This is a genomic window from Pseudoduganella sp. HUAS MS19 (assembly GCF_053615455.1).
Genome location: NZ_CM132133.1, coordinates 715178 through 740876, shown reverse-complemented (window position 1 = coordinate 740876; position 25699 = coordinate 715178). Strand labels below are relative to the sequence as shown.

Below are 25699 nucleotides of genomic sequence, written 5' to 3'. Positions count from 1 at the left end.
AGTCCTCTTCACACATTATCCGGCGACGCTGGCGGCGCGGGACGGGTTACGGTCAAACCAAAAGAACATGGCAGTAAAGCTGGTGATGCAGGCAAAGCACAGCAAGCCGATGCCGAGGAAGGCGCCGCGATAGCCGTAATGGGAAATCAACAGCGCGGCAATGACCGGCCCCAGCACATTGCCCAGGCGCTCGACCAGGCGGAAGATGCCGGTCGCCGTACCGGCCCCCACTTCCGCCACCACTTCCTTGCAAAAATCGTTGATCAGCGCCAGCTGCGGCGACACCCCGATCGCATGCGCGATGCCCAGCAGGGTGATGCTGAGCAGCAAGCCCGGCGTGCTGTCGTTGACATAGATGACCAGCATGGCCAGCGCCGCCGCATAGCCGCCGACCGTGACGAACCAGCGCAGGTGGCCGATGCGGTCGGCCAGCTTGGCGGCCAGCGGCGACAGCACGATGATGGCCAGACCGTAGGCCATCATCACGCGCCCGGTGGTGGACTGGCTGTTGCCAAGCAAGCTCAGATAGAGGGGCACGGTGTAGTACAAGAAGCCGGTCAACGCGATCTTGGCCGGCACCGCAGCCAGGAAGGTGATGGCGGCAAATTTCCTGTTGCGCAGCAGGCGCTGCACGTCGGCCAGCGCCAGCGAGCGGCGCGCCGCCCCGGACGGCTTGGCCGGCGACAGGAAGCGCAGCACGAACAGCGCGGCTGCCGCGCTCAACAGGGCCGACAGCAGGATGGTGGCGCCGTGCCCGAGGCGGTCGGACAGGATGCCGCCGATGGCCGAGCCGGACAGCGAGCCGGCAAAGAAGCTCGACAGGAATACCGCCATGCCGCGCGTGCGCTGGGCCGGCGGCGTATTGTTGGCCACATAGCCTTGCGCCGTGATGAACACCAACCCATAGCCGAGGGCAGTCAGGCAGCGCCACAGCAGCAAGTCGTACAGGGTCTGGGCCAACGCGGTCAGCACCAGGCCGGCGGTGGTGACCGCCGCACCCACCACGAAGGCCTTGCGGTGGCCGACGCGGTCGCTCCACATGCCGGCCCACGGCATCGACAGGGCCCAGGTAAACATGAAGATGGAGATCGGCAAGCCCACCACCACGCTCTTCGACAAGCCCATGCCCGGCGCATAGAACTGCCCGACAAACACCGGGAAGAACGATAGCGACAGCGAGTCGGCAAAGATCAGCAGGAAGAAAGGCCAGCGGATATGCGCCAGGGCCGAGGCATGCAGGGTGTGGCGCGCGCCCGGCTCATGCAGCTTGAGCGCCGCCAGCCGGGCGCGCGCCGCAGCCGGCAAGCGCTGGCAGCGCGCATTGACCTCGGCCACGATGCGGTTGAAATGGGCATTGAGCTGGCCGATGCCGCCCAGGCGGTCGGCCGGCAGGTAGTGCGAGTAGTCGCCTTCGCGCACGCGGGCCACGAAGACGCGGATCACGTCGGCCGGGGTGGCGATGGCAAACGTCAGCACGAAGCGCATCAGCTCGAGGGCGATCAGCCCCGCCACCACCAGCGTGGTCAGCACGTCGTAGCTCACCTCGCGCATCTGCTGCTCGACGAAGCTGGCGCGCTGCCCCAGGTGCAGGGTGCCGACCCGCACGTGGCCGAACACCAGCGGCACTGCGGTATTGAAGTAGGGGCCGATGCGTTGGGTGGCGGCGCCGGTGGCGCCGGCTGCCGCAGCCTGCAGCGCGGGCTGCTCGGCCAGCGCAGCGAAGCCGCTGCGGTACAGCGGCTGGCCGGCCTGGCCGCTGACCTGCAGGTAGACGATGCTGGGGTTGTTGTCGCGCACCTGGCCCAGGTATTCCTCGACGCCGCTCATGGCCTGGAACGGCACGCCGCTGTCATACGCCTTCTTCATCACATGCGCCACCGAATGGCTGACGGTGGTGACGGTGCGCGCCATCTCGGGCGGCAAGCCCTGCGAAAAATCGCGCCAGGCGAACCAGGACAGCAGCAGGGCTGACAGCACCAGCAGGGTGGCCGACAGGATCACCAGGCGCAACTGCAGTTGCTTCATGCCTCCTCCTTGCCGCCCAAGGCGGCCAGTTCGCGCCGCGCCGCCAGTTCGTGTTCCAGCACGGCGATGCCGCCCACCACGCGCTGGCTCAATTCGGTGAACTCGTTGATTTCCTGGGCCGCCTCGGCGCCCAGCACGTCGCCCGCCAGCGGGGCCGGCTTGCCGTGCGCCGTTGCCGCGTCAATGGCGGTGGCGGCGCCGGCCAGGGCACTGGCCAGCTTGCGGGTGGCCAGGTACACGCCGCCAAAGGTCAGCAGCACCACGCACAGCAGGGTGATGGCGACGTTGACCACCAGCTTGCGTCGCATATCGCTGGCGGCAGCCTCGATGGCCAGCCGGTCGTAACCGATCACCACGGCGCCGGACTTGATGTGGAAGTTGTTTTCGAAAGGGATGCCGACTTCCATGCTGTCGGCATCGCTGGCCTGCCAGTAGGCGTCGGCCGCGGTGCCGGCCAGCCGCTTGCGCCACTGGGCGGCGCGGCCAATGATGTCGCCATCGCCGATCACGGCGCCGGCATCGTCAAGCACGCCGATGTAGCGAATGCCGCTGCCGTCGCGCGCCGCATCGCGGATGGCCGGCAGCAGCCGCATATTGGCGCCCGGCTCCAGACCTATATTGAGCCCGCCCAGCACCGTCTGGCGCACGTCCTTGGCCACGATCAGGTTGCGCGTCAGGTTCTGCTCCAGGAAGGCCTTGCGGTAGTTCGAGTAATTCAGGTAGGAGATCAGGACCAGCACCAGGGCGATCACCATGACCAGCAGGAAGCTGATGCGCAGCCACAGCACGTGGCGGCTGCCGGCTTCGTCTGGACCGCGCTGGCGATTGGCTGCGGGCTTGGTCATGGCGTGCGCTCCTAGGCCGCCCGGGCTTCGGCGCCGTCGCCGTATACCCGCACGGCGGCGCGGTAATCGCGCAGGTGCTCGCTGGTCCAGTTTTCCAGGCCGAGCAGGAGCTGCGCGCCCTGGTCGCTGGTTTGCGCGCCGTCGCGGATGGCGTTCCAGCAGTCGTCCAGCCGTTCGGACCATTTGCGGACATAGCGCATATAGGACGCGGCACGGCCCGCATCGTACGGCACCAGCTTGAGCGTGGCCGCGGCGGCGGACAGGAAGGAGGCGTAGCCGTGGATGCAGGCCAGCATCGGCCGCCCGATCGGGCCCGGCATGTATGGCTGCATAGTGTCGGCGTAGCTGTTGACAATGGAGCGGTGCAGTTGCTCCTTGTCGTTCAGGATGAAGGCTGCGCCGCCGTCCAGGAAGGAACGGTGCGAACCCAGGCCGAGCGCGATGAGCTTCTGGTGCATCATTTCATGGATGATGCCGCGCAGGGCCACGGCCGGGTCGGCGCTGATCGAGGTCAGCACGATCCAGGCGCCGGGATAGCGCGCGGTCGGGCACAGGGTGGACACCTCGGTGTTGTTGCGCAGTTCGACACCGGTCAGGACGTCGAGCAGCCCGCTGATCGAGGTATGCATGGCCGGCGCGGCCTGCCGCGTCGCCGCATCCAGCAGCGCGTAATGGGCGGCCGTTTCGCACGGCACTTCGTGTTCGAATTGCCTGGGGCGCCAGCGCCCCGCTACCACCTGCTGGCCGAACACGCGGAACATGCCGGGCACGTCCTGGCGGGCGAAGCCTGCGGCCTGCTTCAACGCGCGGAAGACCTCGACGTCGTAGCCGTCTTCCTGCGGCTGCATGACGCGGCTATAGTCCACGGTGCTGCGATCCATACGCGACTCCAGTAGGCAGAGATATTCCGTTAAGGGGCGTGCAAACAGGTCTGGCGGTTGGCAGGCAGCGGCTGGGACGCCGGCGTGCCGGCCATCCACCAGAGGTCGAGCGCTTAGGTCACTACCACGTTGCCGTGGCCGTTCAGGTGCACGGAGCCGCCGTTGACGTCTTCCAGCAGGTCATCGGACAGGCGAGCCAGGAAACCTTCCTTCTGCTTTTCCAGGTCTTTGATGGCGCCGGAGATTTCCAGCTCAGCCTTGACAACTTCTTCAGATTTGATCTTGTCAGTCATTTCAAGTCCTTAGTGAAAAATTGGGTGTTTGAATACCGGCCGGCTTACCACCCAAGAAGAATATGCCGGCCCTACAGCATTGCGCAGCGCCTTGCGGCGTCACGCCATGTGGATGGGTATCGTCTTGCGCCCGCCGAACGATGCATTGGCGCTGCGGATGGCGGCAGGCGCGTGCTGCTGGCGCGTGCCGGAATATTCCAGCGAGGCGACCACCCGCTCATAATCGACGCCGGACTCGATCAGGCGCTTTGCCGCATGGGCGTACAGCTGCTTCAGCGCGCCACAGAAAATGGTCGGGTTGTCGAAGCCGTTGCGGCTGCTGAAGCGGTTGGCGAAGCGGCCGTAGTGGCCGCCCCCCTTGCAATAGGTCTGCCAGGCGCACTCGGTGCAGGCGGCCGGCAAGGCCATTTCGGCCGCGCGCAAATCCTGCATCAGCGGCGACAGCACGAATTGCTTCAGGCTCACCTCGCGCACGTTCTGGGCAAACAGGCCGCCGTTCAGCGGCTTTAGCGCATCGTCCGGGCCGATCCCGCCGTTGCTGTCGATCGTCATCAGGATCCAGCGGTTGAAGATATAGTGGTTTTCGCGCGCGGCGTACTCCTTGCCGCGCGTGAAGTACGACAGCATATTGGTAAACATCCGGATACGGATGCCGGTATCGCCGTCGGCAACCCATTCGTCGAAGGCGTCGCACAGGTACTTGGCATACAGCGGCAGGGTCGATTCATCGAAAGTGTCGTGCGTTTCGATCGGCAGCAGGAAGTCGAACTTCCTGATGCCCAGCACGTCGACCATGTGGCGGTAGATTTTCTTCGCGTCGACATGGGGGTCGATCACCGCCAGGCCGCCTACGCCGGCGCGCAGGTGGCTGCCCTCCCCTTGCAGCTTGCGGATGCCGCGCACGGTGCCGTCGTAGGTGCTCCGGCCCTGGTGGTCGAGCCGGGCGCGGTCGTTGTATTCGCGCGGACCGTCGATGCTGACGCCGATCTGGATCTTGTATTTCTTGAAGATCTGCATCCATTCGTCGTCCACCAGGACGGCGTTGGTCTGCATCGTGAAATCCACCTTGGCCACCGGCGCGATGATGCGGATGAAGGTTTCGCAGATTTCGACGTAGCGCTCCTTCTTGATCATCAGCGGTTCGCCGCCGTGCAAGCCGATGCTCACGTCCTTGCAATTGAGTTCGCGCGCGCCGTTGGCGAGGAAGTGCGCGATCTCTTCCACCGTCGACTGCCGGATATAGGCGGGCAGATCGGAATATTCCTCGTTACCCTTGTTGAACATGTAGCAGTACGAGCAATTGATATTGCAACGCTCGGCTACTTTCAGCACGACTTCGATTTTGCGCACATCATCCAGGGTCTGCAACATGTTCGATTCCGGCATTTCCACAATAAGTTCATTAAGCGGCAAGACGGCGGCACACGCTCCTGGCATGTCGTTGGGATTGCCAACTAAGCCAAGGGAAGGAACAGTAGACCTGAAGGGATGGGATTGACCAACTGCCATTGTTAACAGTTGGCCAAAATTGGGAAATGTGTTATAGAAATAGCATCAGAAATGAAGTTTTCTATTCTGCACTTTTTATTACTGGCAAAGCACTACGAACCGAAGTGGTAGTTCAGCTCGAGCCAGACCTGGCGGCCGGCCGGGCTGTAATTGCCGACCGGGTAATAGGGCCAGCCACCGCTGTCGTCATGCTTGACGCGGTTGAACAGGTTGTTGGCGGCCAGCGACACGGTACTGCGCTGGTTCAGCTTGACCACCGCGCTGGCGTTGACCAGGGTGGTCCGCGTCAGCCAGGCGTCGCCGGCGCCGTTGGGTACCTTGCCGTAGCGCTGCAGGAACAGGGTGTTGGACCAGGCGCCCGCATTCCAGGTCAGGCTGGCATTGAGCTTGTCGCGCCAGTCGTAATTGCCAAGGTCGTCCTTGTCGTTGTTCAGCGGATCACCGGCGAACTGGCGCGATGCCTGTTTCAGCGTTTTCGAATAGTTCACCTTGGTGATAAAGCTGCCGTAGGCGGCGCTGCGCAGGGCGTACTTGGCCGACAGGTCGATGCCGCTGACCTTGCTGGTCGACGCGTTGATCGGGTTGACCAGGATTTGCCTGATCTCGCCCGGCTTGTTCAACGCATTGTCGGCATAGCGGACGATCCGGCGGATCGCATCGGCGCAGGTCGGCGAAGCGAGGTCGCCCCTGATGCGGCATTCCGCCTCGTCGCGCAGCAGCTTGTCGGCGCTCAGGTTGGTGACCAGGTCGTCGATGCGGATCTTCCAGTAGTCCAGCGTAACGTCGAAGTCGGCGCTGGGCGACCATACGGCGCCCACCCCGGCCGAGCGGCCCTGCTCCGAACGCAAGTCCTTGCTGCCGGTCTGCACGTAATCGGCGCCCGGCGAATAGTTGGCGAAATCGCAGTCGGCCACCGGCTGGCCGGCTTTGGCGCAGCGGTAGTAATCCGTGGTCGATGCGTAGTAGCCCGTACCGCGCGCCTTGTAAATGTAGTTCATGTCCGGCGCGCGGAAGCTGGTGGCGTAGTTCCCGCGCAGCAGCACTTGCGTGGCAGGCCGCCATTCCAGGCCGCCGTTATAGGTGAACTTGCCGTCGCCCCGAGCGGCGAACGAGTAATGGTCGTAGCGCCCGGCCAGCGTGCCGACCAGGCTCTTGACGAGGGGGATGCTGGCCTCGGCGCCCAGCGCGTAGCGCTTGCGCGTGCCGGAGGTGACGTCGGATCGCGCCAGTGTGTTGAAGTAGCCCTGGTTGATGCGCGGGTCAGGAACATTGGAGAAGCCCTGCTTGCCCAGTTCGGCCACCGTGGCCACCTTCACCGCTCCGGCGGGCAGGTTGAAGGCTTCGCCGTTGGCGGTCAGGCTCAGGGTATTGGTCCAGGCTTTATCGTCGCTGACCGATTCGCCGGTAATGGAGTTGAATTCGCCTGGTGTCAGGCGCGTGGCCAGGCGCGCCGGGTCAGGTGCGAAGATGGCGACGCCGCTGGCATTCACGCCCAGTTGCGGCCCGAGGAAGAAGCCGTCAATGTTGGCCAACGCGCGCGGCGCGTGGTTCTGGCTCTTGTACTGCGAAGCGGTGTAGCCGGCTTCGTAGTTCCACGTGGTGTTCGGAATCTGGCCGCGCAAGCCGAGCGACAGCGAGGCTGCCTGGTCGTCCCAGCGCCGGTTGTAGCGCTCCACGCCGCCCATTTCTTCCGGTGCGATGTAGCGGCTCCAGGCCTCGTAGCGGCTGGTGTTCTGGTTCCAGAAATAGCTGTCGGTGGCCGAACGCGACGTCCACGACGGGCCGCGCGTGTTGTTGCTGCTGCGGTTCTTGCCGTACAGCGCTTCGGCAAACAGGGTAGTGGTGTCGGACAGCTCGTAGTTGGCGCTGCCGAACAGGTTCCGGCTGCTGTTTTTGGTCTGGGTGGTCCAGTAGGTTGGGCCGACCTTCGGACTGGCGCAGAAGCTGCCTGCCTTGGCCGTGTATTTGACGGTGCTGCCGCCGAACAGGTCGCCGATGCCGGCGCAGGTATTGCCCAGGTCTATATATTTCCCGGTGCTGACGTTCCTGCGCGCCAGCACCGATGTCGGCGCCACACCGGTCTTGCTGGCCATGAAGTCACGGTCGGCGCTCCACAGCGGGTCGCGTTCCAGCAGTTCAACGCTGAACAGGGTATTCAGCTTGCCGACGCTCTGGCCGCCGGTCAATTGCAGGCGCTTGTCGCTACCGCCGCCGCGCGTGGTGGTACCGGCTTTGAGGTTGATGTCATAGCCGTTGGCCTGCTTCTTCAGGATGATGTTGACCACGCCCGCGATCGCGTCCGAGCCGTAGATGGACGAGGCGCCGCCGCTCAGGATCTCGATGCGCTCCACCACGCTCGACGGAATATTGGCCAGGTTGGTGAAGTTGACCGTGCCCTCGTATGCGATCGGGAAGTCGGCCAGGCGGCGGCCGTTCAGCAGCACCAGCGTGTGATTGGGCCCCAGGCCGCGCAGGCTGATGGCATTGGCCGATGGCGTGAAGGTATTGCCGAAATCCGCGCCCTGCACGAAGCCGCTGTTCTGCGACTGGTTGGTCAGCGCGTCAAAGACATTCTTGTAGCCTTGCCTGGTGATGTCGTCGCCGGTGATGACGGTGACGGCCGAAGGGCCTTCCAGGCTGGCGCGCGGGATGCGCGAGCCGGTGATCACGACTGCTGCCGGCGCGGCTGCTTCCTGGGCCTGCGCGACGCCTGCCAGCAAAACGAAAGCGCCTGCTGCCAATGGTTTCATTCTGAATTTTGTCTGCATTGAACTGATCCTCTTGTGACGAGGCGCCACATTAACAAGCGCGCCCCTGTTACTGAACGAATGATTTTGCAGATGCTTATAAAAAAAGCCGGGGACTTGCCCCGGCTTTTCTCATGCGCCAAATATCAGGCCGCGTGCGTCGCCACAGCCGGTTTGTTGAAGTCCGCCAGCAGCGATGCTTCCTTCTGCTTGGCTGCCTTCAGGTGGCGCTCCTTGACGTGGCCATAGCCGCGGATATCTTCAGGAATGCGCGCGATGGCCACGGCGGTTGCCAGGTTGTCGGCGTTCAGCTTGCCCAGCAAGCCTTCCACGGTCTTGCGGTATTCGCCGATCAGGGCGCGTTCCATCTTGCGCTCCGCGGTGTAGCCGAAGATGTCGAGGGCGGAGCCGCGCAGGCCTTTGAACCTGGCCAGCACGCCGAAGGCTTTCAGCATCCATGGACCGAATTCCTGCTTGACCAGGTGGCCTTCCTTGTCCTTCTTGGCAAACAGCGGCGGCGCCAGGTGGAACTTCACCTTGTAGTCGCCCTCGAACATATTGGCGATCTTCTCGCGGAAGGCCGGGTCGCTGTGCAGGCGTGCCACTTCGTATTCGTCCTTATAGGCCATCAGCTTGTAGAAGTAACGGGCCACCGCTTCGGTCAGCTTCTTCGAACCGAAGGCGCCTTCCGCTGCCTGTACCTGCGCCACGAAGTCGCTGTACTGTTTGGCGTATGCGGCGTCCTGGTAGGCGGTCAGCAGTTCCACGCGCTTGGCGATGATCTCTTCCAGCGTCTGGGTGCGCTTGAATTCGATCACGGTTGCCGGTGTGGCCAGCCTGGTCACGGCGGCGGTGTCGTGCGCGCAGTAGCGCCCCCAGTTGAAGGCCGCCTTGTTGAACGGCACGGACACGGCATTTAGCTCGATCGCCTTCATCAGCGCCGCTTCCGACAGCGGCACGTGGCCTTTCTGGAAGGAGTAGCCCAGCATGAACATATTGGTGGCGATCGAGTCGCCCATCAGCGCGGTCGCGATCTTGCCGGCGTCGACGAAGTCCACATTGGCTTCGCCGCAGGCGCGCTTGATCTCGGCCTGCGAGGAAGTGCCCGGGAATTGCCAGTCAGGGTTCTTGACGAAGGCCGCGGTGGTGGCCCCGGTCGAGTTGATGGCGGCATATGTGCGGCCTTCGCCCATGCGCGACAGGGCGTCTTTCGATGCGGTCACGATCTGGTCGCAGCCGATCACCAGGTTGGCGCTGCCGGTACCCACGCGGGTCGAGTGCAGGTCCGATTGCCTGTCGGCCAGGCGCACGTGCGACATCACCGGGCCGCCCTTCTGGGCCAGGCCGGACATGTCCAGCACGATCGCGCCCTTGCCTTCCACGTGCGCCGCCACCGCCAGGATCTGGCCGACCGTCACCACGCCGGTGCCGCCGATACCGGTGATCAGGATGCCGTACGGGCTGGCGGTCGACGGCAGCACCGGCGATGGCAGGGCCGGCACTTCGCCGCCGCCGGCTGCCGCAGCTTTCTTCGGCTTTTTCAGGCCGCCGCCTTCGACCGTCACGAAGGACGGGCAGAAGCCGTTCACGCAGGAGAAGTCCTTGTTGCAGCTGGACTGGTTGATCTGGCGCTTGCGGCCCAGTTCGGTTTCCAGCGGCTCCACAGACAGGCAGTTGGACTGCACGGAGCAGTCACCGCAGCCTTCGCAGACGGCTTCATTGATCACGGCGCGCTTGGCCGGGTCCGGGTATTCGCCCTTTTTGCGGCGGCGGCGCTTTTCCGAGGCGCAGGTCTGGTCGTAGATCATGGCCGACACGCCCGGCTTGTCGCGCAGCTCCTTCTGCACGTCCATCAGCTCGGAGCGGTGGCGCACGGTCACGCCCGGCGCCCAGTTGTAGTCGTCCGGATATTTTTCAGGATCGTCGGTGACCACGATGATCGGCGTCACGCCTTCTGCCGCGATCTGGCGCGAAATCATGCCAGGGTCCAGCGGGCCGTCCACGTTCTGGCCGCCGGTCATTGCCACGGCGTCGTTGTACAGGATCTTGTAGGTGATGTTCACCTTGGCCGCAACGGCAGCGCGGATCGCCAGGATGCCCGAATGGAAATAGGTGCCGTCGCCCAGGTTGGTGAAGACGTGCTTCTCGTTGGTGAACGGCGCCTGGCCGACCCAGGTTACGCCTTCCGCGCCCATATGGGTGAAGGTGGACGTTTCGCGGTCCATCCACAGCACCATGTAATGGCAGCCGATACCGGCCATGGCGCGCGATCCTTCCGGCACTTTGGTCGAGGAATTGTGCGGGCAACCGGAGCAGAAATAAGGAATACGGTCGGTCTCGGGATTAGCCTTGGCGGGCAGGTTCTTCAGCGCCGCTTCCTTGGCTTCCAGGAAGGCGATACGCTCTTTCACGCGTGCCGCGACAGGATGGTCCTTGCAGTAATGCTCGATGCGCGAAGCGATGGCGCGTGCGATCTGGGCCGGGTTCAGCTCATAGGTCGCAGGCAGCAGCCAGTCGCCGTGGCCGGTCTTGCCCTTGTTGCTCCACTCGCCGGTGTCGTCGAACTTGCCGACCACGCGCGGACGCTCGCCGTCCGGCAGGTTGTACAGCTCTTCCTTCAGCGCGTATTCCAGGATCTGGCGCTTTTCTTCCACCACCAGGATCTCGTCCAGGCCCTTGGCGAATTCGTGCACGCCGTCCGCTTCCAGCGGCCAGGTCATGCCGATCTTGTACAGGCGGATGCCGATATCGGCGGCGGCTTGCTCGTCGATGCCCAGGTCGGCCAGCGCCTGGCGGGTATCGAGGTAGGACTTGCCGGCGGTGATGATGCCGATCTTCGGCTTGGGCGCATCCCAGATGATCTTGTTCAGTTTATTGGCGCGGCAGTAGGCCAGCGCGGCGTACCACTTGTAGCTGTTCATGCGCACTTCCATGTCCAGCACGGTGTCCGGCCAGCGGATATTCAGGCCGCCCGGCGGCAGCTCGAAGTCTTCCGGCATTTGGATCTGGACGCGGTCCGGGTCGAAATCGACCACGGCACCCGACTCGATAATATCGGTCACGCATTTCATCGACACCCACAGGCCGGTATAGCGGCTCATGGCCCAGGCATGCAGGCCGTAGTCGATGTATTCCTGCACCGACGATGGGTACAGCACCGGAATGCCGCAGGCATTGAGGATGTGGTCCGACTGGTGGGCGGTGGAGGACGACTTTGCCGCGTGGTCGTCGCCGGCCAGCACCAGCACGCCGCCGTGTTTCGAGGAGCCGGCGTTATTGGCATGTTTGAACACGTCGCCACAGCGGTCGACGCCCGGGCCCTTGCCGTACCACATGGAGAATACGCCGTCGTATTTGGCGTCTTCGAACAGGTTGGTCTGCTGGGTGCCCCAGACGGCGGTCGCCGCCAGGTCTTCGTTCATCCCGGGGTGGAATTTGACGTGGTGCACGTCGAGGTGCTTCTTGGCCTTCATCGCGGTCTGGTCGACCGAGGTGACCGGCGAACCGCGGTAGCCGGTGATGTAGCCGGCGGTGTTCAGGCCGGCTTTCAGGTCGCGTTCACGCTGCAGCATCGGCAGGCGGATCAGGGCTTGCGTGCCGGTCATGAAGGCGCGGCCGCGCTCCAGGGTCCACTTGTCGTCGAGGGTAATGTCGTGCGCAGGCGATAGCTCGCCGCTCTTGACGGGTGCGTTCATCAGGTGTGTCTCCAATAACTTCTTCAAAATTGGAACGGCGTCCCGTCTTAGGTGCGGGACTGCCGGGAATTCTTTAAACCGGTACCCCGGTGTCAGGCGGCCGACTTCGCAGGGTCGTCCAGCACGCCGCGGCGAATCTGGTCCAGCTCAATCGATTCAAACAGCGCGCGGAAGTTGCCTTCACCGAAGCCCTGGTCGCCCTTGCGCTGGATGATCTCGAAGAAAATCGGACCAATCACGTTCTGGGTGAAGATCTGCAGCAGCAGTTCACGCTCGTTCGAATCGGCCGACGAATGGCCGTCGATCAGGATGCGCAGGCGGCGCAGCTCTTCCACGTTCTCGCCGTGGTTGGGCAGGCGGCGGTTGACCAGTTCATAGTAGGTTTCGATCGTGTCCTGGAACACGATGCCCTGGTTGCGCAGCCGCTCCACCGAGCCGTAAATCTGGTCGGTGCCCAAAGCGATATGCTGGATGCCTTCGCCGTGGTATTCGTTCAGGTATTCGGCAATCTGCGACTTGTCGTCCGACGATTCGTTGATCGGGATACGGATCTTGCCGCATGGGGAAGTCATGGCCTTCGACTTCAGGCCGGTCAGCTTGCCTTCGATGTCGAAATAGCGCACTTCGCGGAAATTGAACAGGCGCTCGTAGAAGTCAGCCCACTCCTTCATGCGGCCCCGGTGCACATTGTGGGTCAGGTGGTCGATATAGGTCAGGCCATTGCCGACCGGGTTCGCTTGGGCGCCTGGGATGGCCACGAAGTCCGCGTCGTAAATCGAGATGTCGCCAATGGCGCCGGTCGGCTTGCCGTCGGCCGCATTCTTGCCGCGCCAGCGGTCCACCAGGTACAGGAGGGAGTCGCCCACGCCCTTGATGGCGGGGATATTCAGTTCCATCGGGCCGGTTTTGTTGTCAAAACCCCACGCGCCCAGTTCCAGCGCGCGCTTGTACGCGAAAGCGGCATCGTCCACGCGGATCGCGATGGCGCACACGGACGGGCCATGCTGGCGGGCGAAGCGCTGGGCAAAGGAATCCTGCTCGGCGTTGATGATGAAGTTGATTTCGCCCTGGCGGTACAGGGTTACGTCCTTGTGGCGGTGGCGGGCGATCGCGGTGAAGCCCATGTTTTCGAACAGCTTGCCCAGGGCTTTTGGATCGGGTGCCGCGAACTCGACGAACTCGAAGCCGTCGGTGCGCATGGGGTTTTCCCAGGGGGTGAATTTCATGGTGCGTCTCCCTATTAGAATTGCGCACAGTATAGTCCCCTGCATGCGACATTTAATTGCAAACATTTCCCAACATTGCTTTGATTGAGCAATAATATTGCGAGAACTTCGATTGAAAGAGGAATTTATGACCAAGATTGCGCTGGATAAAACGGATCGCAAGATATTGTCCATCTTGCAAACGGATGGCCGGCTGTCGAATCAGGATGTCGCAGAGCAAGTCAACCTCTCCCCTTCCCCCTGCCTGCGCCGCATCAAGCGCCTGGAAGAGGAAGGCGTGATCCGCCAGTACGTGGCGCTGCTGGACCCCGACAAGATCGGCCTCGGCCTGCTGGCCTATGTCAATGTGCGCCTGGAAAAGCACAGCGACGCCGCCGCCCACAGCAACGCCCGCGCCCTCGGCGTGAACCCGACCGGCACCTCGCCGCGCGCCGACTTCGCGGTGGCGGTCGAACAATGGCCGGAAGTGGTGGCCTGTTACGCCATGACCGGCGAAATGGACTACCTGCTGCGCGTGCACGTGGAAGACATGGACCACTTCTCGCGCTTCATGATGGCGACCCTGCTGCGCCACCCGGCCGTGCTGGACGTGAAATCGTCCTTCGCCCTGCAGCGTATCAAGGACACCACCGCCCTGCCGCTGGTGTAAGCCTAGTTTTTGTTGGGCGTCAGGGTAAAGCCGATCAGGCGCGCCACCACCGCGGCCAGGTACATCAGGCCAACCAGCATCTCGACGCTGGCGATGGCGCGGGCATGGGACGTCAGCGGGATGACGTCGCCGATACCGGTACTCGAAAGCAGCGCAAAGCTCAGGTAATTCAGTTCGCTCCAGGTGCGCGGGTCCGCCGCATTGACGGCCGCGCCGAAAGTCCCCGGCTGCAGCGTCTGCACCAGCACAAAGACGTGGGTGAAAGCCCATGCCAGCAAGGTGAAGGCGGCACCGGCGGCAAACAGTTCGTCGGTCGTCGCTTCCCTGTCGCCCATCATGTAGGCCACCAGGCTGGCAGCCGCATAAAAATAGAACGCCGCCTCCAGCGCGGAGGACCAGGGCAGCAGCTGCGGCATATCGAACATCATCTGGAGCGCCAGCAGGACAACCACCGGTCCCGCGATACTGGCGCTGATCCAGGCGTGGCCCGGGGTGCGCCGCACCATGCGCGTCGCCACCACCAGCACGACGATGCCGAAAGCATTAAAGATTATCTGGCCTCCGCGCATGGTTTCGAGGAAGGGGTAGATCAGCATGCCGGCCAGCTGCACCAGCAGCAGCACGGCGGAAGGGTGGAACGACTTCATATCGGCGGCGCACGTTGTGATGGAAAACGCAAGACTACTACAGTACTATCGGTACGGTCCGCACACGAACCATCAAGACCAGGAGACCCCGCCATGCAAGGAGACATCGTCTCGACCGTGCTGCTGCCCGCGGCACTCGCTTTCATCATGTTTGCGCTCGGCCTGGGCCTGACGCCGGCCGATTTCAGGCGCATCGTCACGCAGCCGCGCGCCCTGCTGGTGGGCGTGCTGTGCCACTTTGTGCTGCTGCCGCTGGCCTGCTTCGGCATGCTGCAGGCCGCGGGCATCGGCGGCGCTTTCGCGGTCGGCTTCATGATCCTGGCAGCCTGCCCGACCGGCACCACCTCCAACCTGCTGACTTACATCGCGCGCGGCGACGTGGCGCTGGCATTGAGCTTCACCGCCGTAGCCAGCGTGCTGACCATCTTCACGCTGCCGCTGATCGTATCCTTCGCGCTGGAGTACTTTGCCAGCAGCGGACAGCGGGTGGAGGCGCCGGTCGGCCCGATGATGAAGCAGATGGTGCTGATGCTTGGCCTGCCGGTCGCCGTCGGCATGCTGCTGCGCCACCTGAAGCCGGCCATGGGCCAGCGCATCGAGGGCACCTGCACCAGGATTGCCTCGGTCCTGTTCATCTTGATCGTGGCCGCCGCCGTTGCCAAGAACTGGGCGATGCTGCGCGATAACTTCCATACCCTGGCGCCGTTCGCGGTGGCGCTCAACGTTACCATGCTTGCCTGCGGCTTCGGCGTGGCATGGCTGGCCCGCCTTTCGCGCCAGCAGTCCGTGACGCTCGGGATCGAAACCGCTATCCAGAATGGCACGCTGGCGATGGTGATCGGCAGCAGCGTCCTGAAACAGGATGCTTATGCCATGCCGGGCGCCTTGTACGGCGTGCTGATGTACGCCAGCGGCCTGCTGTTCGCCTACGCCATGCGGGCAACGGTCAATCGTGCTCGTGCTGGCGAACCAGCGACTGTTCCAGGCGCTGGTAGTCAGGGGTAGCGCGCACCTTGGCGATCGCGTTCCAGATCGCCTCGAAGCGCCTGGGCTCCTTGTTGTAGGCTTTGCGCCCGACCATCAGGTGGAAATCGAAGGTGGCGAAGGGCTGCCGGGCCAGTATCACGCGGCCCTGGAAGCGTGGATCTTCCTTTAACAGGTTTTCCGCATCGCGCCCCATCAACACGGCAACGTCGGCGCTGCCGGCGGCCAGCAGGCGCAAGCCTTCTTCCGCCGTCTTGGGCGTGTCGATCACGGTCTGGCCGCGCGCCTGCAGCATGTCCACGATGTAATAGCCGCGCTGCGCCACCACCAGCTTGCGCGGATTGACCAGGGTCTTGCCGTCCCAGCTTGCGCCGCTGTCGACGCGCAGGTACAGGTCGACGTGGTCGCGGTACATGGCGCGCTCGGGGTCCTGGGAACCGTCGGCCTTGGTCGGCGGCAGGCTGTAGACGCGCCGGCGCGGATTGTCGGAGGGGCCGACCATGGCGTCGATCACGCCGGTACGGGTTTCCTCCTCACAGCGCTTCCATGGGCGGGGAACAAAGTTGAACTGGTCGCCGGTCAGCCTGGCGACGCGCTTCAGCAGCTCGATATTCAGGCCGGTGCCGTCGGGCATGGTCCACGGCGCCTGCGGGATGTCCTCGTAGCAGAGGTTCAACGGCGCACCCGCAGCCGGCGCCAGCGGTGCGGCCATGGTGACGGCTAAAGCAATGCTGCGCAGGGCGAACGGCATGAAGCCTCCTCTACTTTTCCTCCGATTTTACCCCAGGGATCTTGTCGAGCAGTTTGCTGGCAGCGCGGACGTTGGCTTTCAGGGCGTAATCGAACGATGCGAACTGCTCTTCCATCGCTTCCTGCAGCACGCTGGCCGGGTCGGCCGGGCCAAGCTTGAGGTAGGCGTCGGCCTCGCCGTAGTCGCGGTGGATTTCCATGCCGGCCTTCTTGGCGATGTGGATCATCGTGGCGTTCGAGGACAGGCAATGCATGTACAGGGTGTCGACATCGTTGTTGCGGCAGGCGATGCTGGCGCGTTCGAACAGCCTGGAGCCGATGCCCAGGCCGCGCGCGGACTTGGAAACCGACACGCCGAACTCCGCCACCTGGTCCTTCTCGGTGACTTTGTGCTTGTCCGCATCGCGCTCGGCAAAGGCCAGGTGGCCCACTGCCACCAGCTTGAAGACGCGGTTGTACACGCCGAACACCAGGTCGCGGTCGAAGTCGATACTGCCCACATAGCGCGTGATCTGCTCGTCGTTGACGGGCGTGCCGAAGCGCAGCAGGCGGTCGTGGCGTTCCAGCGAGAGGAAATGCTTGAGCATGCGGCGGCGGTCGCGCTCGCGCAATTCCTTGACCGGCACGGTCGGCCTGTCCTTGCCGCCAAACAGGCCGCGCAGGGGATTGCGGAAGAAGTTAAGGCTGGTCATCCTGGTCCTCCTGCGCACCGATTGCGGCGCGCACGGCTTGCACGCGGGCCGCGCGCACCAGCTCGGGAATCCGCTGCGGCGCACCCGCCGAGCCTTGCGCAATCTCTCCGGCATTGACCGCACGCGCGGCATCGAGCGCCTTGGCCAGCAGCGCGCGCTGCGCCGATGGCGCCGTGCATGCGCCGGAGCGGACATCCGCGCATTCGGCTGCGGCCACCATCTGCACGAAGCGCGCCGGCTTGCGGAACCCGTCGCAGCGTTCGAACAGGCTGACCAGCGCAGCGGCGTCCAGTGCCAGCGCCTTGTCCACGCTGGCGCGGTCGCGCGCTGCCATCACCGCCAGGTCGCGGCATTCGGTCGGCACCTTCAGTCGCTTGCAGGCCTGCTCGACCTGCGCAACGTCGAGCGCCAGAGCGAGTGCGGCAAAACGCACCGGCAGCTCCAGGTCCTGTTCAGCGGCACGGTCGATCACCGGCGCCACCGCATGGCCGTCGCCGATCTCTGGAAGGATGTGCGAGAGGGCGCCGCAATCGCGCAGCGCTTCCAGCATGCGCGATGGCTTCCGCTCCATCAGGCCGCGGGCGATCTCCTGCCATACGCGCTCGGGCACCAGTGCGTCGACCTCCCCCTCCTCCACCATGCGTGTCATCAGCGCATTGGTCTCGGGCGCGACGCGGAAATCCGGATAGCGCGAGGCAAAGCGCGCCAGGCGCAGGATGCGCACCGGGTCCTCGGCAAAAGCGTCGGACACGTGGCGGAAAATGCGGTCCTTGATGTCCTGCTGGCCATGGTAGGGGTCGACCAGCACGCCATCGTCGCCACGGGCGATGGCGTTGATGGTCAGGTCGCGCCGCACCAGGTCTTCTTCCAGCGTCACGTCGCTGGAAGTGTGGAATACGAAGCCTTTGTATCCGGGCGCGGTCTTGCGCTCGGTGCGCGCCAGCGCATATTCTTCCTGCGTTTTCGGGTGCAGGAACACGGGAAAATCCTTGCCAACGGGGCGGAAGCCGGCCTTCACCATGTCTTCCGGCGTGGCGCCTACCACGACGTGGTCATGGTCCTTGACGGGCAATCCAAGCAATTCATCGCGCACCGCGCCGCCGACCACGTAAGTCTTCATCGCCATCAATCGTCCGGCATCTCCGCGTCGTGCAGTGGCGCGGTTTCGGTTTCAGCCAGGGCGCCGGCGATCCAGGCGTCGACTGCAGGATGGCTGCGCATGCGCTCGCAATAAGCGGCCAGCGCCGGCGGCAGCACCACGCCATAGGTTTTGAAGCGGCACACGACCGGCGCGAAAAAGGCGTCGGCAATCGAAAACTCGCCGAACAGGAATTCGTTGTGGCCGAAGCGGCTCAGGCACTCCTCCCACATCTCGCTGATGCGGCCGATGTCGGCCTGGGTGGCCGGCGTGCGGCCCTTGCCCGGGTAGCTGCCCTTGATGTTCATCGACATCGTGGTGCGCAGGCTGCCGAAGGAGCTGTGCATCTCGGCGCACACCGAGCGCGCCAGGGCGCGCGCAGCGACGTCGCGCGGCCACATCGGCTTGTCGGGGAATTGCTCGGCCAGGTATTCACAGATCGCCATGCTGTCCCAGATCGCCATGTCGCCGGCCAGCAGCACCGGCACGCGGCCGCTGGCGCTGTACCTGGCGATATTGTTGGAAGTGTCGGGCTGGTCGAGCAGGACGCGCACTTCGGTAAACGGGATATTGAAGGCTTTCATCGCCACCCACGGGCGCATCGACCATGAGGAATAGTTCTTGTTGCCGATAACCAGGGTCAAGCCAGGCTCGCGCGCCGCGGCGAGGGTTTCGGCAAGTTTCGGGTCGAGTTCTGTGGTCTGCATGTTTCCTCTGTTCTCCCAGTACTGGTTAACGGCCGCCGTAGGCGGCCTCCTGTTGTTCCTGATCGCTGTAGCCTTTCGGCGTAACGGTACTGCCCAGGCGCGCCTTGAGCGATTGCGGACGGCCATCGAACAGCGCCGCATAGTAAGTGGCATTGACCATCACGTTTTTCACGTAGCCGCGCGTTTCCGAGAACGGAATCGATTCAATGAAGATGGTGCTGTCCATCGGCTTGGTCAGCTGCGTGCGCCAGGAACGCAGGCGCCCCGGCCCGGCATTGTAGGCTGCGGTGGCCAACACCTGCGAGCCGTCCATGCTGCCCAGGACCATGTTCATATAGTTCGCGCCCAACAGGATATTGGTCTTCACGTCGGTCAGCATGCCCTGCACGAAGTCGGTCAAGCCGATCTTGCGCGCCACCCAGCGTCCGGTGGACGGCATCACCTGCATCAGGCCCGAGGCGCCGGCCGACGATTGCGCGTCCATGATGAAACGCGACTCCTGGCGGATCAGGCCATACACCCAGGCGCGATCCAGCCCCAGGGTGCTGGTGGTCGGCTGCATGATGTCGTCATGCGGCACAGGGTAGCGGTGCGTGTAGTCTGCCTGCACGCGCGTCTTCTCGGAGGTGTACACCATGCGGTCCAGCACATGCTTCTCGCGCGCGAACTCGGCGGCGGCGATCAGCTCGCGTTCGTTCAGGCGGCGCGTCTCCCAGTTCCATTCGCGCGTGCCTTCGAAGCGCAAGCGCATTTCAAAGAATTTGAGCGCGCGCTGCAGGCCGGGATTGGCGGCGATGGCGGCCATTTCGGCCGCTGTCGGCGCCGGGCCCGGCAGCGGGATGGTGACCAGCTGGCCGAGTTCTTCAGCGGCCAGGATGCCATAGTAGTTTGGCTGGTCGGCAATGCTGCGGTAGGCCGCCAGCACCTCCGGCGTATTGCTGCCTGCTTCGGCGGCGATGGCGCGCGCGTTCCAGTAGATCCAGGTCGGGTCCTTGCGCAACTGCGGCGGCATGGCAGCGATGGTGGCCTTGACCGTTTTCCAGTCGCGCTCGCGCAGGGCGATGCGGGTTTTCCATTGCATCTGGTCCATGGACAGCGGGGCGCCAGCCGCCTTGGCCCAGTAGCCTGCCGTGTCGGGCGAGAACGAATAGGACGACACCAGCGCCAGGTTGGCCCAGCCGATAGCGCGCTCTTGCGGCGTCAGGAGCGGCAGATTCCTTTCCAGCGCCATGCGGGCCAGGTTCATGCTGGTGCGGGCGCCACGGCCGACAGCCACCAGGAAGGTCTCGTGGTCGGCGCGCGTGCTGCCGGCGCCTTTGGCCAGCGCCAGCGTAGGCAGATCGATTGCCTGGCCCATCTTCTTGTCCGAACCGTTCAGCAGTATCACGGTGCGCTTGGCCGGACCGGTGGCGTTGGTTTCGCCAGCCAGGCGCACTTGCGTCCACAAGTCGTCCTCGGTGAACTGGCCGGTCTGCGCCAGCGCCGCGATCAGTGCGCCGCAACCTTCGCCGTAGTAAGGCGGGTAAACCAGCAGCGTGCGCGCATCGGCGGCAACATGCTGGCCCTTGGAAAGGCGCGACAACAGGTTATAGCACTTGACCTGGGTATCGTCCTGCAGCACGAACTGCGGGAACTGTTCGTCGAAGGTGGCCCACTCGCGCTTGCGACCCAGCTCCAGCAGCCAGTCATTGCGCATGCGGTCGGCGATGGCGCTGCCCTGGTACTTGCTCAGGAAGGCACGCACTTCCGGGTCGGCCGCTTCCTTGAAGCGGGCCTTCAGACGGTAATAATCGACGTAGGACGGAATCGAATAATCGGTAAGGCGGGCGGCGTAAAACTCCGCCTTGGCGGCGTCGTCGCGCCGTACCGAATCGCGCAGCAGGAGGAAGGCATCATCTTCCTTGCGGCTGTCGCTTGCGTTATCCTGCGCCAGGGCCAGCGGCGAGGCGGCGCATGCTGCGACCATCAGTGCGCCGGCTATCCATTTCGAGGTGGAAATCAATGTACGACTCTCAAGGTAATTCACGATATGACCAGCCCAACTAGGATACCACGCAACCGCGACGGCCAACCAGCACCCGGCAAGGCGGAACTGCGCAAGACGATGCTCGCGGCGCGCCGTGCGCTGGCGCCGGAAACGCGGGCGCAGTGGGACAAGGAAATTGGTGCGAAAGTGGTCCAGTGGTGGCGTGAATCCGGTGTCGGCACGCTCGGGGTGTACTGGCCCTTGCGCGACGAGCCGAACTTGCACGCCTGTTATGCGGAGCTGGCGGAACTGGGCGTGAAGCTGCTGCTGCCGGTGGTGCTGGAAAAGCATGCGCCACTGGCGTTCTCGGAGTGGACTATCGGCGAACCAATGGTGAAGGATCCGATGGGAGTGGCGGTGCCGGCCATGCAGCGCCTGGTGCAGGAATATCCGCCGGCTTTACTGATACCCTGCCTGGGCTATAACCCGCAGGGCTACCGGCTCGGATATGGCGGCGGCTTCTACGACCGCACGCTGGCGCGCGAACCGCGCCCGGCCACCGTGGGGGTGGCGTATCGTTGCCTGGCTGCCGATTTCGGCAGCGATGGGCACGATGTGGCGCTGGACCGCATAATTACCGAAGACTAGAACCGGAAGTCCGGTGTCTGACCCGCAGGGTCAGACACCGGGCACGCGGCGGCCGCGTGCCAGGGGCAGGCACTTGTGCCTGACCCTGGTCTACCGGTTTCAGACCAATCGATTCCACAGGGCCGTGGTAGCGACAGCCTGGTTCATGGAATAGAAGTGCAGGCCCGGCGCGCCGCCGGCCAGCAGGCGTTCACACAGGTCCGAAACCACGTCGAGACCGAAAGCCTTGATCGAGGCCGAATCGTCGCCGAATGACGCCAGTTTCAGGCGCACCCAGCGCGGGATCTCGGCGCCGCACATATCCGAGAAGCGCATCAGCTGCGTGTAGTTCGTGATCGGCATGATACCCGCCACGATAGGCACGTTCACCCCCGCCTTCTGCGCCGCGTCAACGAAATGGAAATACGCGTCGGCGTTATAAAAGTACTGGGTGATCGCCGCGTTGGCGCCGGCATTCACCTTGCGCACGAAGGCCTGCATATCATCCTGCGGCGAGCGCGCCTGCGGGTGCACCTCGGGGTACGCCGCCACTTCGATATGGAACCAGTCGCCCGTTTCCGCACGCACGAATTCCACCAGCTCGTTGGCGTAACGGAACTCGCCCGCCATGCCGTAACCGGATGGCAGGTCGCCACGCAGCGCCACCAGGCGCTTGATGCCGTGCGACTTGTACTGCTGCAAGATGGCGCGGATCGATTCGCGCGTGCCGCCGATGCAGGACAGGTGCGGCGCGGCGTCTTCGCCGGCCGCCATGATCTCGAGCACGGTGTCCAGGGTGCCCTGCTGGGTGGAACCGCCGGCGCCGAAGGTCACGGAAAAATACTTGGGATGCAGCTCGGACAGTTTGGCGCGCACGAGGCGCAGCTTTTCCGTCCCTTCCGCCGTCTTGGGCGGGAAGAACTCGATACTGAAATTATGGTTAGCCATCATTGTCTTTCAACAGGAGGGTAGACAAGGCCCAGGAAATCACGCTGTACAAGAGCGCGCCACCAATGGCTGACCAGAAGCTGTCCACGTGGAAGCCGTCCACCACTTTCGCCACCAGCCAGAACATGAAGCCATTGATGACGAAGATGAACAGGCCAAGCGACAGCACCGTAACGGGCAATGTCAGCAGCAGCAGCAATGGGCGCACCAGGGTGTTGACCAGGCCAAGCAGGAGGGCAGCAACCAAAGCGGCGCCAATGTTTGTGACACTGACGGAATGCATCAGGTAAGGCAGCGCGAAGAGCGCGGCGGCATTGATTATCCAGGTGAGGACCAAACGCATGATTTTGCTCGATTGTGAGGACCGGTAAACCCGGGTCTGAGCCAAGGGCCAGACCCGACCGGTATAAGCCGGGTGATTTGCAGTGCGGGACGGCAGCCGGACCCAGGGCCAGGTCCCGCCGCCCTGCCGGTTTTAGTAGCGGTAGTGCTCAGGCTTGTAAGGGCCTTCGACTTTCACGTTGATGTACGCCGCCTGCTCTTCGGTCAGGGTGGTCAGCTGCGCGTTCAGCTTCTTCAGCTGCAGGCGCGCGACCTTCTCGTCCAGGTGCTTGGGCAGGGTGTACACGCCGACCGGGTAGGCCTTGGTGTTGGCGAACAGCTCGATCTGGGCGATGGTCTGGTTGGCGAACGAGGACGACATCACATACGATGGGTGGCCGGTGCCGCAGCCCAGGTTCACCAGGCGGCCTTCCGCCAGCAGGATGATGCGCTTGCCGTCCGGGAAGATCACGTGGTCCACCTGCGGCTTGATGTTCTCCCACTGGTATTTCTTCAGGGAGGCGACATCGATCTCATTGTCGAAGTGGCCGATGTTGCAGACGATCGCCTGGTCCTTCATCTTCAGCATGTGCTGTTCGGTCAGGATGTGGTAGTTGCCGGTGCAGGTCACGAAGATGTCGCCGTGTTCAGCGGCGTAATCCATGGTCACCACGCGGTAGCCTTCCATCGCAGCCTGCAGCGCGCAAATCGGGTCGATTTCGGTCACCCACACCTGCGCCGACAGGGCGCGCATCGCTTGCGCAGAACCCTTGCCGACGTCACCGTAGCCGGCGATCACGGCGATCTTGCCGGCCACCATGACGTCGGTGGCGCGCTTGATGCCGTCCACCAGGGACTCGCGGCAGCCGTACAGGTTGTCGAACTTGGACTTGGTGACGGAGTCGTTCACATTGATGGCAGGGAAAGCCAGCTTGCCTTCCTTGTGCATCTGGTACAGGCGGTGCACGCCGGTGGTGGTTTCTTCGGTCACGCCCAGGATGTGCGGCAGGCGCTTGGAGTACCAGGTCGCGTCCTTGGCCAGGTGGGCCTTGATGGAATTGAACAGGCAGATTTCTTCTTCCGAACCCGGGTTGTTCAGGACCGAGATGTCTTTCTCGGCACGGGCGCCCAGGTGCAGCAGCAGGGTTGCATCGCCGCCGTCGTCCAGGATCATGTTGGAGTACACGCCTTCACCCGGCCACTCGAAGATGCGGTGGGTGTAGTCCCAGTAGTCGGCCAGGGTTTCGCCCTTGACCGCGAACACAGGGGTACCGACGGCGGCAATGGCTGCGGCAGCGTGGTCCTGGGTCGAGTAGATATTGCAGGAGGCCCAGCGCACTTGCGCGCCCAGTGCTTCCAGGGTGCGGATCAGCACTGCGGTCTGGATGGTCATGTGCAGCGAACCGGTGATGCGCGCGCCTTTCAGCGGCTGAGCAGCGGCGAATTCTTCGCGGATTGCCATCAGGCCTGGCATTTCCGTTTCCGCGATCTTGATCTCTTTTTCGCCCCAGGCGGCCAGGCCGATGTCAGCGATGATGTAGTCTTCGGAGTCTTTGAGTACGGCGTTCATCACGCCCTCCTTTCATAGGTTGAAAAAAGTAACGTGAGCGCGGTGTTGAAGTTCCGAGCCTGGCCAGGCTTGCTGGTCGCAGCGCTCCTCGGAGAGGGGAAATTGTAGCACTACTGGCCGAGTTCGTGTCCCACCATGGGGTCAGACCCCAGGGGGGACACGGGCTCGGCTGTCAAGCTTAGAGGCCGGCGGCGGCGCGCAGGATCGCCGCCTTGTCGGTGCGCTCCCAGCTGAATTCCGGCTCTTCACGGCCGAAGTGGCCGTAGGCTGCGGTCTTGGTATAAATCGGGCGCAGCAGGTCCAGCATCTGCACGATGCCTTTCGGGCGCAGGTCGAAGTGTTCCTGCACCAGCTGGGCGATCTTCTCGTCGGAGATCACGCCGGTGCCTTCGGTGTACACGGTGATGTTGATCGGGCGTGCCACGCCGATTGCGTACGACACCTGCACCTGGCATTGGCGCGCCAGGCCTGCGGCCACCACGTTCTTGGCCACGTAGCGGGCAGCGTAAGCCGCGGAACGGTCAACCTTGGAAGGGTCCTTGCCGGAGAATGCGCCGCCGCCGTGCGGGGCTGCGCCGCCGTAGGTGTCGACAATGATCTTGCGGCCGGTCAGGCCGCAGTCGCCTTGCGGGCCGCCAATGACGAAACGGCCGGTCGGGTTGACCAGGAACTTGGTGTCCTTGATCCATCCGGTCGGCAGCACCGGGCGGATGATCTCTTCGATCACCGCTTCTTCGATCTGGCTGTGGCTCAGTTCGGGCGCGTGCTGGGTCGACAGCACCACGGTGTCCACGGAAACCGGGCGGCCATCGACGTAGCGCAGGGTGACTTGCGACTTGGCGTCAGGACGCAGCCATGGCAGGCGGCCATCCTTGCGCAGCTGCGACTGACGTTCGACCAGGCGGTGCGAGTAGTAAATTGGCGCCGGCATCAGTTCCGGGGTTTCGTCGCAGGCGTAGCCGAACATCAGGCCCTGGTCGCCGGCCCCCTGGTCGAGGTCGATGCCAGCACCTTCGTCGACGCCCTGGGCGATGTCCGGCGATTGCTTGTCGTATGCAACCAGCACGGCGCAGCCCTTGTAGTCGATACCGTATTCGGTATTGTCGTAGCCGATGCGCTTGATGGTGTCGCGGGCGACTTGAATATAATCCACGTTGGCGTGGGTGGTGATTTCACCTGCCAGCACCACCAGGCCGGTATTGCACAGCGTTTCCGCGGCAACGCGGGCACGTGGGTCCTGGGCGAGGATGGCATCCAGGATCGCATCGGAAATCTGGTCGGCGACCTTGTCCGGGTGGCCTTCAGAGACGGATTCAGAGGTAAACAGGAAATCGTTGGACATCGCAAGCTCCTAGCTTTGGTCAAAGTAACATTGTCGCAAAACCAATTAAGCTTGCGACGCTTTAGCGAAGTTTGTATCCCGCCTCGCAAGTTGTCTGTTAACTCAGCGGCTACTGCAACGTGGTATTTTACGCTTCT

The 25699-nt window shown here is 63.6% G+C and carries 21 protein-coding genes and 1 riboswitch; of the genes, 3 read left to right on the top strand and 18 right to left on the bottom strand.

What is annotated here, in order from left to right; genetic code table 11:
- Positions 1 to 15 precede the first annotated feature (15 nt).
- From ACWBU6_RS03475 to hppD, 8 genes are all read right to left on the bottom strand, one after another.
- Entirely contained in the window at positions 16 to 2025 is a 2010-nt protein-coding gene (locus ACWBU6_RS03475) for an MFS transporter (RefSeq protein WP_452647482.1), read from the bottom strand.
- The gene (locus ACWBU6_RS03470) at positions 2022 to 2870 is read right to left on the bottom strand and encodes a hypothetical protein (RefSeq protein ID WP_452647481.1); all 849 of its coding nucleotides are present in this window, start codon (positions 2868 to 2870) and stop codon (positions 2022 to 2024) included. The genes ACWBU6_RS03475 and ACWBU6_RS03470 overlap by 4 nt, the downstream gene beginning before the upstream one ends.
- An 11-nt stretch (positions 2871 to 2881) precedes the next feature.
- On the bottom strand, positions 2882 to 3751 hold the full coding sequence (locus ACWBU6_RS03465; RefSeq protein ID WP_452647480.1) for a hypothetical protein: 870 nt from the start codon (positions 3749 to 3751) through the stop codon (positions 2882 to 2884).
- Positions 3752 to 3864: 113 nt separating this feature from the next.
- Positions 3865 to 4044: a hypothetical protein gene (locus ACWBU6_RS03460; protein WP_452647479.1), complete on the bottom strand. Its 180-nt coding sequence runs from the start codon at positions 4042 to 4044 to the stop codon at positions 3865 to 3867.
- A 99-nt stretch (positions 4045 to 4143) separates the two neighbouring features.
- Positions 4144 to 5415 carry a radical SAM protein gene (locus ACWBU6_RS03455; protein ID WP_452647478.1) on the bottom strand — a complete coding sequence of 424 codons (1272 nt, stop codon included), beginning with the start codon at positions 5413 to 5415 and terminating at the stop codon, positions 4144 to 4146.
- Between the two features lie 230 nt (positions 5416 to 5645).
- A complete protein-coding gene (locus tag ACWBU6_RS03450) occupies positions 5646 to 8303 on the bottom strand; it encodes a TonB-dependent receptor domain-containing protein (protein WP_452647477.1) in 2658 nt (885 codons plus the stop codon).
- Positions 8304 to 8446: 143 nt separating this feature from the next.
- Positions 8447 to 11995 carry an indolepyruvate ferredoxin oxidoreductase family protein gene (locus tag ACWBU6_RS03445; RefSeq protein ID WP_452647476.1) on the bottom strand — a complete coding sequence of 1183 codons (3549 nt, stop codon included), beginning with the start codon at positions 11993 to 11995 and terminating at the stop codon, positions 8447 to 8449.
- Positions 11996 to 12087: 92 nt separating this feature from the next.
- A complete protein-coding gene (hppD, locus tag ACWBU6_RS03440; protein WP_452647475.1) occupies positions 12088 to 13221 on the bottom strand; it encodes a 4-hydroxyphenylpyruvate dioxygenase in 1134 nt (377 codons plus the stop codon).
- 127 nt (positions 13222 to 13348) lie between these two features.
- Between hppD and ACWBU6_RS03435 the strand changes: the two genes are divergently transcribed.
- On the top strand, positions 13349 to 13870 hold the full coding sequence (locus tag ACWBU6_RS03435; protein WP_028103119.1) for an Lrp/AsnC family transcriptional regulator: 522 nt from the start codon (positions 13349 to 13351) through the stop codon (positions 13868 to 13870).
- A gap of 2 nt (positions 13871 to 13872) precedes the next feature.
- Here ACWBU6_RS03435 and ACWBU6_RS03430 read toward each other — a convergent pair whose 3' ends face one another.
- The gene (locus ACWBU6_RS03430; protein WP_452647474.1) at positions 13873 to 14517 is read right to left on the bottom strand and encodes an ion channel; all 645 of its coding nucleotides are present in this window, start codon (positions 14515 to 14517) and stop codon (positions 13873 to 13875) included.
- A 93-nt stretch (positions 14518 to 14610) separates the two neighbouring features.
- On the opposite strand from ACWBU6_RS03430, the gene ACWBU6_RS03425 reads away from it, so the two are divergent.
- A complete protein-coding gene (locus ACWBU6_RS03425; protein ID WP_452647473.1) occupies positions 14611 to 15522 on the top strand; it encodes a bile acid:sodium symporter family protein in 912 nt (303 codons plus the stop codon).
- On the opposite strand, the gene ACWBU6_RS03420 is transcribed toward ACWBU6_RS03425, so the two are convergent.
- Genes ACWBU6_RS03420 through ACWBU6_RS03400 form a run of 5 tightly spaced genes read right to left on the bottom strand, consistent with a single transcriptional unit; the run spans position 15464 to position 20754 of the window.
- Positions 15464 to 16252, bottom strand: coding sequence for a substrate-binding periplasmic protein (locus ACWBU6_RS03420; protein WP_452647472.1), 789 nt, complete (start codon positions 16250 to 16252; stop codon positions 15464 to 15466). The genes ACWBU6_RS03425 and ACWBU6_RS03420 overlap by 59 nt on opposite strands.
- 10 nt (positions 16253 to 16262) lie before the next feature.
- Complete coding sequence (locus ACWBU6_RS03415) at positions 16263 to 16943, bottom strand: N-acetyltransferase family protein (protein ID WP_452647471.1); 681 nt, start codon at positions 16941 to 16943, stop codon at positions 16263 to 16265.
- Positions 16930 to 18063, bottom strand: a complete 1134-nt coding sequence (locus ACWBU6_RS03410; protein ID WP_452649522.1) for a multifunctional CCA tRNA nucleotidyl transferase/2'3'-cyclic phosphodiesterase/2'nucleotidase/phosphatase — start codon at positions 18061 to 18063, stop codon at positions 16930 to 16932. The genes ACWBU6_RS03415 and ACWBU6_RS03410 overlap by 14 nt, the downstream gene beginning before the upstream one ends.
- A gap of 5 nt (positions 18064 to 18068) precedes the next feature.
- A complete protein-coding gene (locus ACWBU6_RS03405) occupies positions 18069 to 18788 on the bottom strand; it encodes a glutathione S-transferase family protein (RefSeq protein ID WP_452647470.1) in 720 nt (239 codons plus the stop codon).
- 25 nt (positions 18789 to 18813) lie between these two features.
- The gene (locus ACWBU6_RS03400; protein WP_452647469.1) at positions 18814 to 20754 is read right to left on the bottom strand and encodes a transglycosylase SLT domain-containing protein; all 1941 of its coding nucleotides are present in this window, start codon (positions 20752 to 20754) and stop codon (positions 18814 to 18816) included.
- A gap of 63 nt (positions 20755 to 20817) precedes the next feature.
- Here ACWBU6_RS03400 and ACWBU6_RS03395 point away from each other — a divergent pair, with 63 nt between their 5' ends.
- Positions 20818 to 21402, top strand: coding sequence for a 5-formyltetrahydrofolate cyclo-ligase (locus ACWBU6_RS03395; protein ID WP_452647468.1), 585 nt, complete (start codon positions 20818 to 20820; stop codon positions 21400 to 21402).
- 99 nt (positions 21403 to 21501) lie between these two features.
- Here the strand turns inward: ACWBU6_RS03395 and metF are convergent, their stop codons facing one another.
- The 4 genes from metF to metK all read right to left on the bottom strand — a co-directional run bounded on the left by metF (position 21502) and on the right by metK (position 25562).
- Entirely contained in the window at positions 21502 to 22329 is an 828-nt protein-coding gene (gene metF / locus ACWBU6_RS03390) for a methylenetetrahydrofolate reductase [NAD(P)H] (RefSeq protein WP_452649521.1), read from the bottom strand.
- Positions 22322 to 22672 (bottom strand): phage holin family protein, encoded by a 351-nt coding sequence (locus ACWBU6_RS03385; protein WP_452647467.1) that lies wholly within the window; start codon positions 22670 to 22672, stop codon positions 22322 to 22324. The genes metF and ACWBU6_RS03385 overlap by 8 nt, the downstream gene beginning before the upstream one ends.
- Positions 22673 to 22804: 132 nt before the next feature.
- Positions 22805 to 24220 carry an adenosylhomocysteinase gene (ahcY, locus tag ACWBU6_RS03380; protein ID WP_452647466.1) on the bottom strand — a complete coding sequence of 472 codons (1416 nt, stop codon included), beginning with the start codon at positions 24218 to 24220 and terminating at the stop codon, positions 22805 to 22807.
- A 28-nt stretch (positions 24221 to 24248) separates the two neighbouring features.
- Positions 24249 to 24316: riboswitch (S-adenosyl-L-homocysteine riboswitch) on the bottom strand.
- A gap of 82 nt (positions 24317 to 24398) precedes the next feature.
- The gene (gene metK / locus ACWBU6_RS03375; protein ID WP_452647465.1) at positions 24399 to 25562 is read right to left on the bottom strand and encodes a methionine adenosyltransferase; all 1164 of its coding nucleotides are present in this window, start codon (positions 25560 to 25562) and stop codon (positions 24399 to 24401) included.
- Positions 25563 to 25699 lie beyond the last annotated feature (137 nt).

Coding starts and splice junctions, on each gene's coding strand:
- ACWBU6_RS03475 (WP_452647482.1), bottom strand. CDS start 2,025: ATGAAGCAACTGCAGTTGCGCCTGGTGATCCTGTCGGCCACCCTGCTG.
- ACWBU6_RS03470 (WP_452647481.1), bottom strand. CDS start 2,870: ATGACCAAGCCCGCAGCCAATCGCCAGCGCGGTCCAGACGAAGCCGGC.
- ACWBU6_RS03465 (WP_452647480.1), bottom strand. CDS start 3,751: ATGGATCGCAGCACCGTGGACTATAGCCGCGTCATGCAGCCGCAGGAA.
- ACWBU6_RS03460 (WP_452647479.1), bottom strand. CDS start 4,044: ATGACTGACAAGATCAAATCTGAAGAAGTTGTCAAGGCTGAGCTGGAA.
- ACWBU6_RS03455 (WP_452647478.1), bottom strand. CDS start 5,415: ATGTTGCAGACCCTGGATGATGTGCGCAAAATCGAAGTCGTGCTGAAA.
- ACWBU6_RS03450 (WP_452647477.1), bottom strand. CDS start 8,303: ATGAAACCATTGGCAGCAGGCGCTTTCGTTTTGCTGGCAGGCGTCGCG.
- ACWBU6_RS03445 (WP_452647476.1), bottom strand. CDS start 11,995: ATGAACGCACCCGTCAAGAGCGGCGAGCTATCGCCTGCGCACGACATT.
- hppD (WP_452647475.1), bottom strand. CDS start 13,221: ATGAAATTCACCCCCTGGGAAAACCCCATGCGCACCGACGGCTTCGAG.
- ACWBU6_RS03435 (WP_028103119.1), top strand. CDS start 13,349: ATGACCAAGATTGCGCTGGATAAAACGGATCGCAAGATATTGTCCATC.
- ACWBU6_RS03430 (WP_452647474.1), bottom strand. CDS start 14,517: ATGAAGTCGTTCCACCCTTCCGCCGTGCTGCTGCTGGTGCAGCTGGCC.
- ACWBU6_RS03425 (WP_452647473.1), top strand. CDS start 14,611: ATGCAAGGAGACATCGTCTCGACCGTGCTGCTGCCCGCGGCACTCGCT.
- ACWBU6_RS03420 (WP_452647472.1), bottom strand. CDS start 16,252: ATGCCGTTCGCCCTGCGCAGCATTGCTTTAGCCGTCACCATGGCCGCA.
- ACWBU6_RS03415 (WP_452647471.1), bottom strand. CDS start 16,943: ATGACCAGCCTTAACTTCTTCCGCAATCCCCTGCGCGGCCTGTTTGGC.
- ACWBU6_RS03410 (WP_452649522.1), bottom strand. CDS start 18,063: ATGAAGACTTACGTGGTCGGCGGCGCGGTGCGCGATGAATTGCTTGGA.
- ACWBU6_RS03405 (WP_452647470.1), bottom strand. CDS start 18,788: ATGCAGACCACAGAACTCGACCCGAAACTTGCCGAAACCCTCGCCGCG.
- ACWBU6_RS03400 (WP_452647469.1), bottom strand. CDS start 20,754: ATGGTCGCAGCATGCGCCGCCTCGCCGCTGGCCCTGGCGCAGGATAAC.
- ACWBU6_RS03395 (WP_452647468.1), top strand. CDS start 20,818: ATGACCAGCCCAACTAGGATACCACGCAACCGCGACGGCCAACCAGCA.
- metF (WP_452649521.1), bottom strand. CDS start 22,329: ATGGCTAACCATAATTTCAGTATCGAGTTCTTCCCGCCCAAGACGGCG.
- ACWBU6_RS03385 (WP_452647467.1), bottom strand. CDS start 22,672: ATGCGTTTGGTCCTCACCTGGATAATCAATGCCGCCGCGCTCTTCGCG.
- ahcY (WP_452647466.1), bottom strand. CDS start 24,220: ATGAACGCCGTACTCAAAGACTCCGAAGACTACATCATCGCTGACATC.
- metK (WP_452647465.1), bottom strand. CDS start 25,562: ATGTCCAACGATTTCCTGTTTACCTCTGAATCCGTCTCTGAAGGCCAC.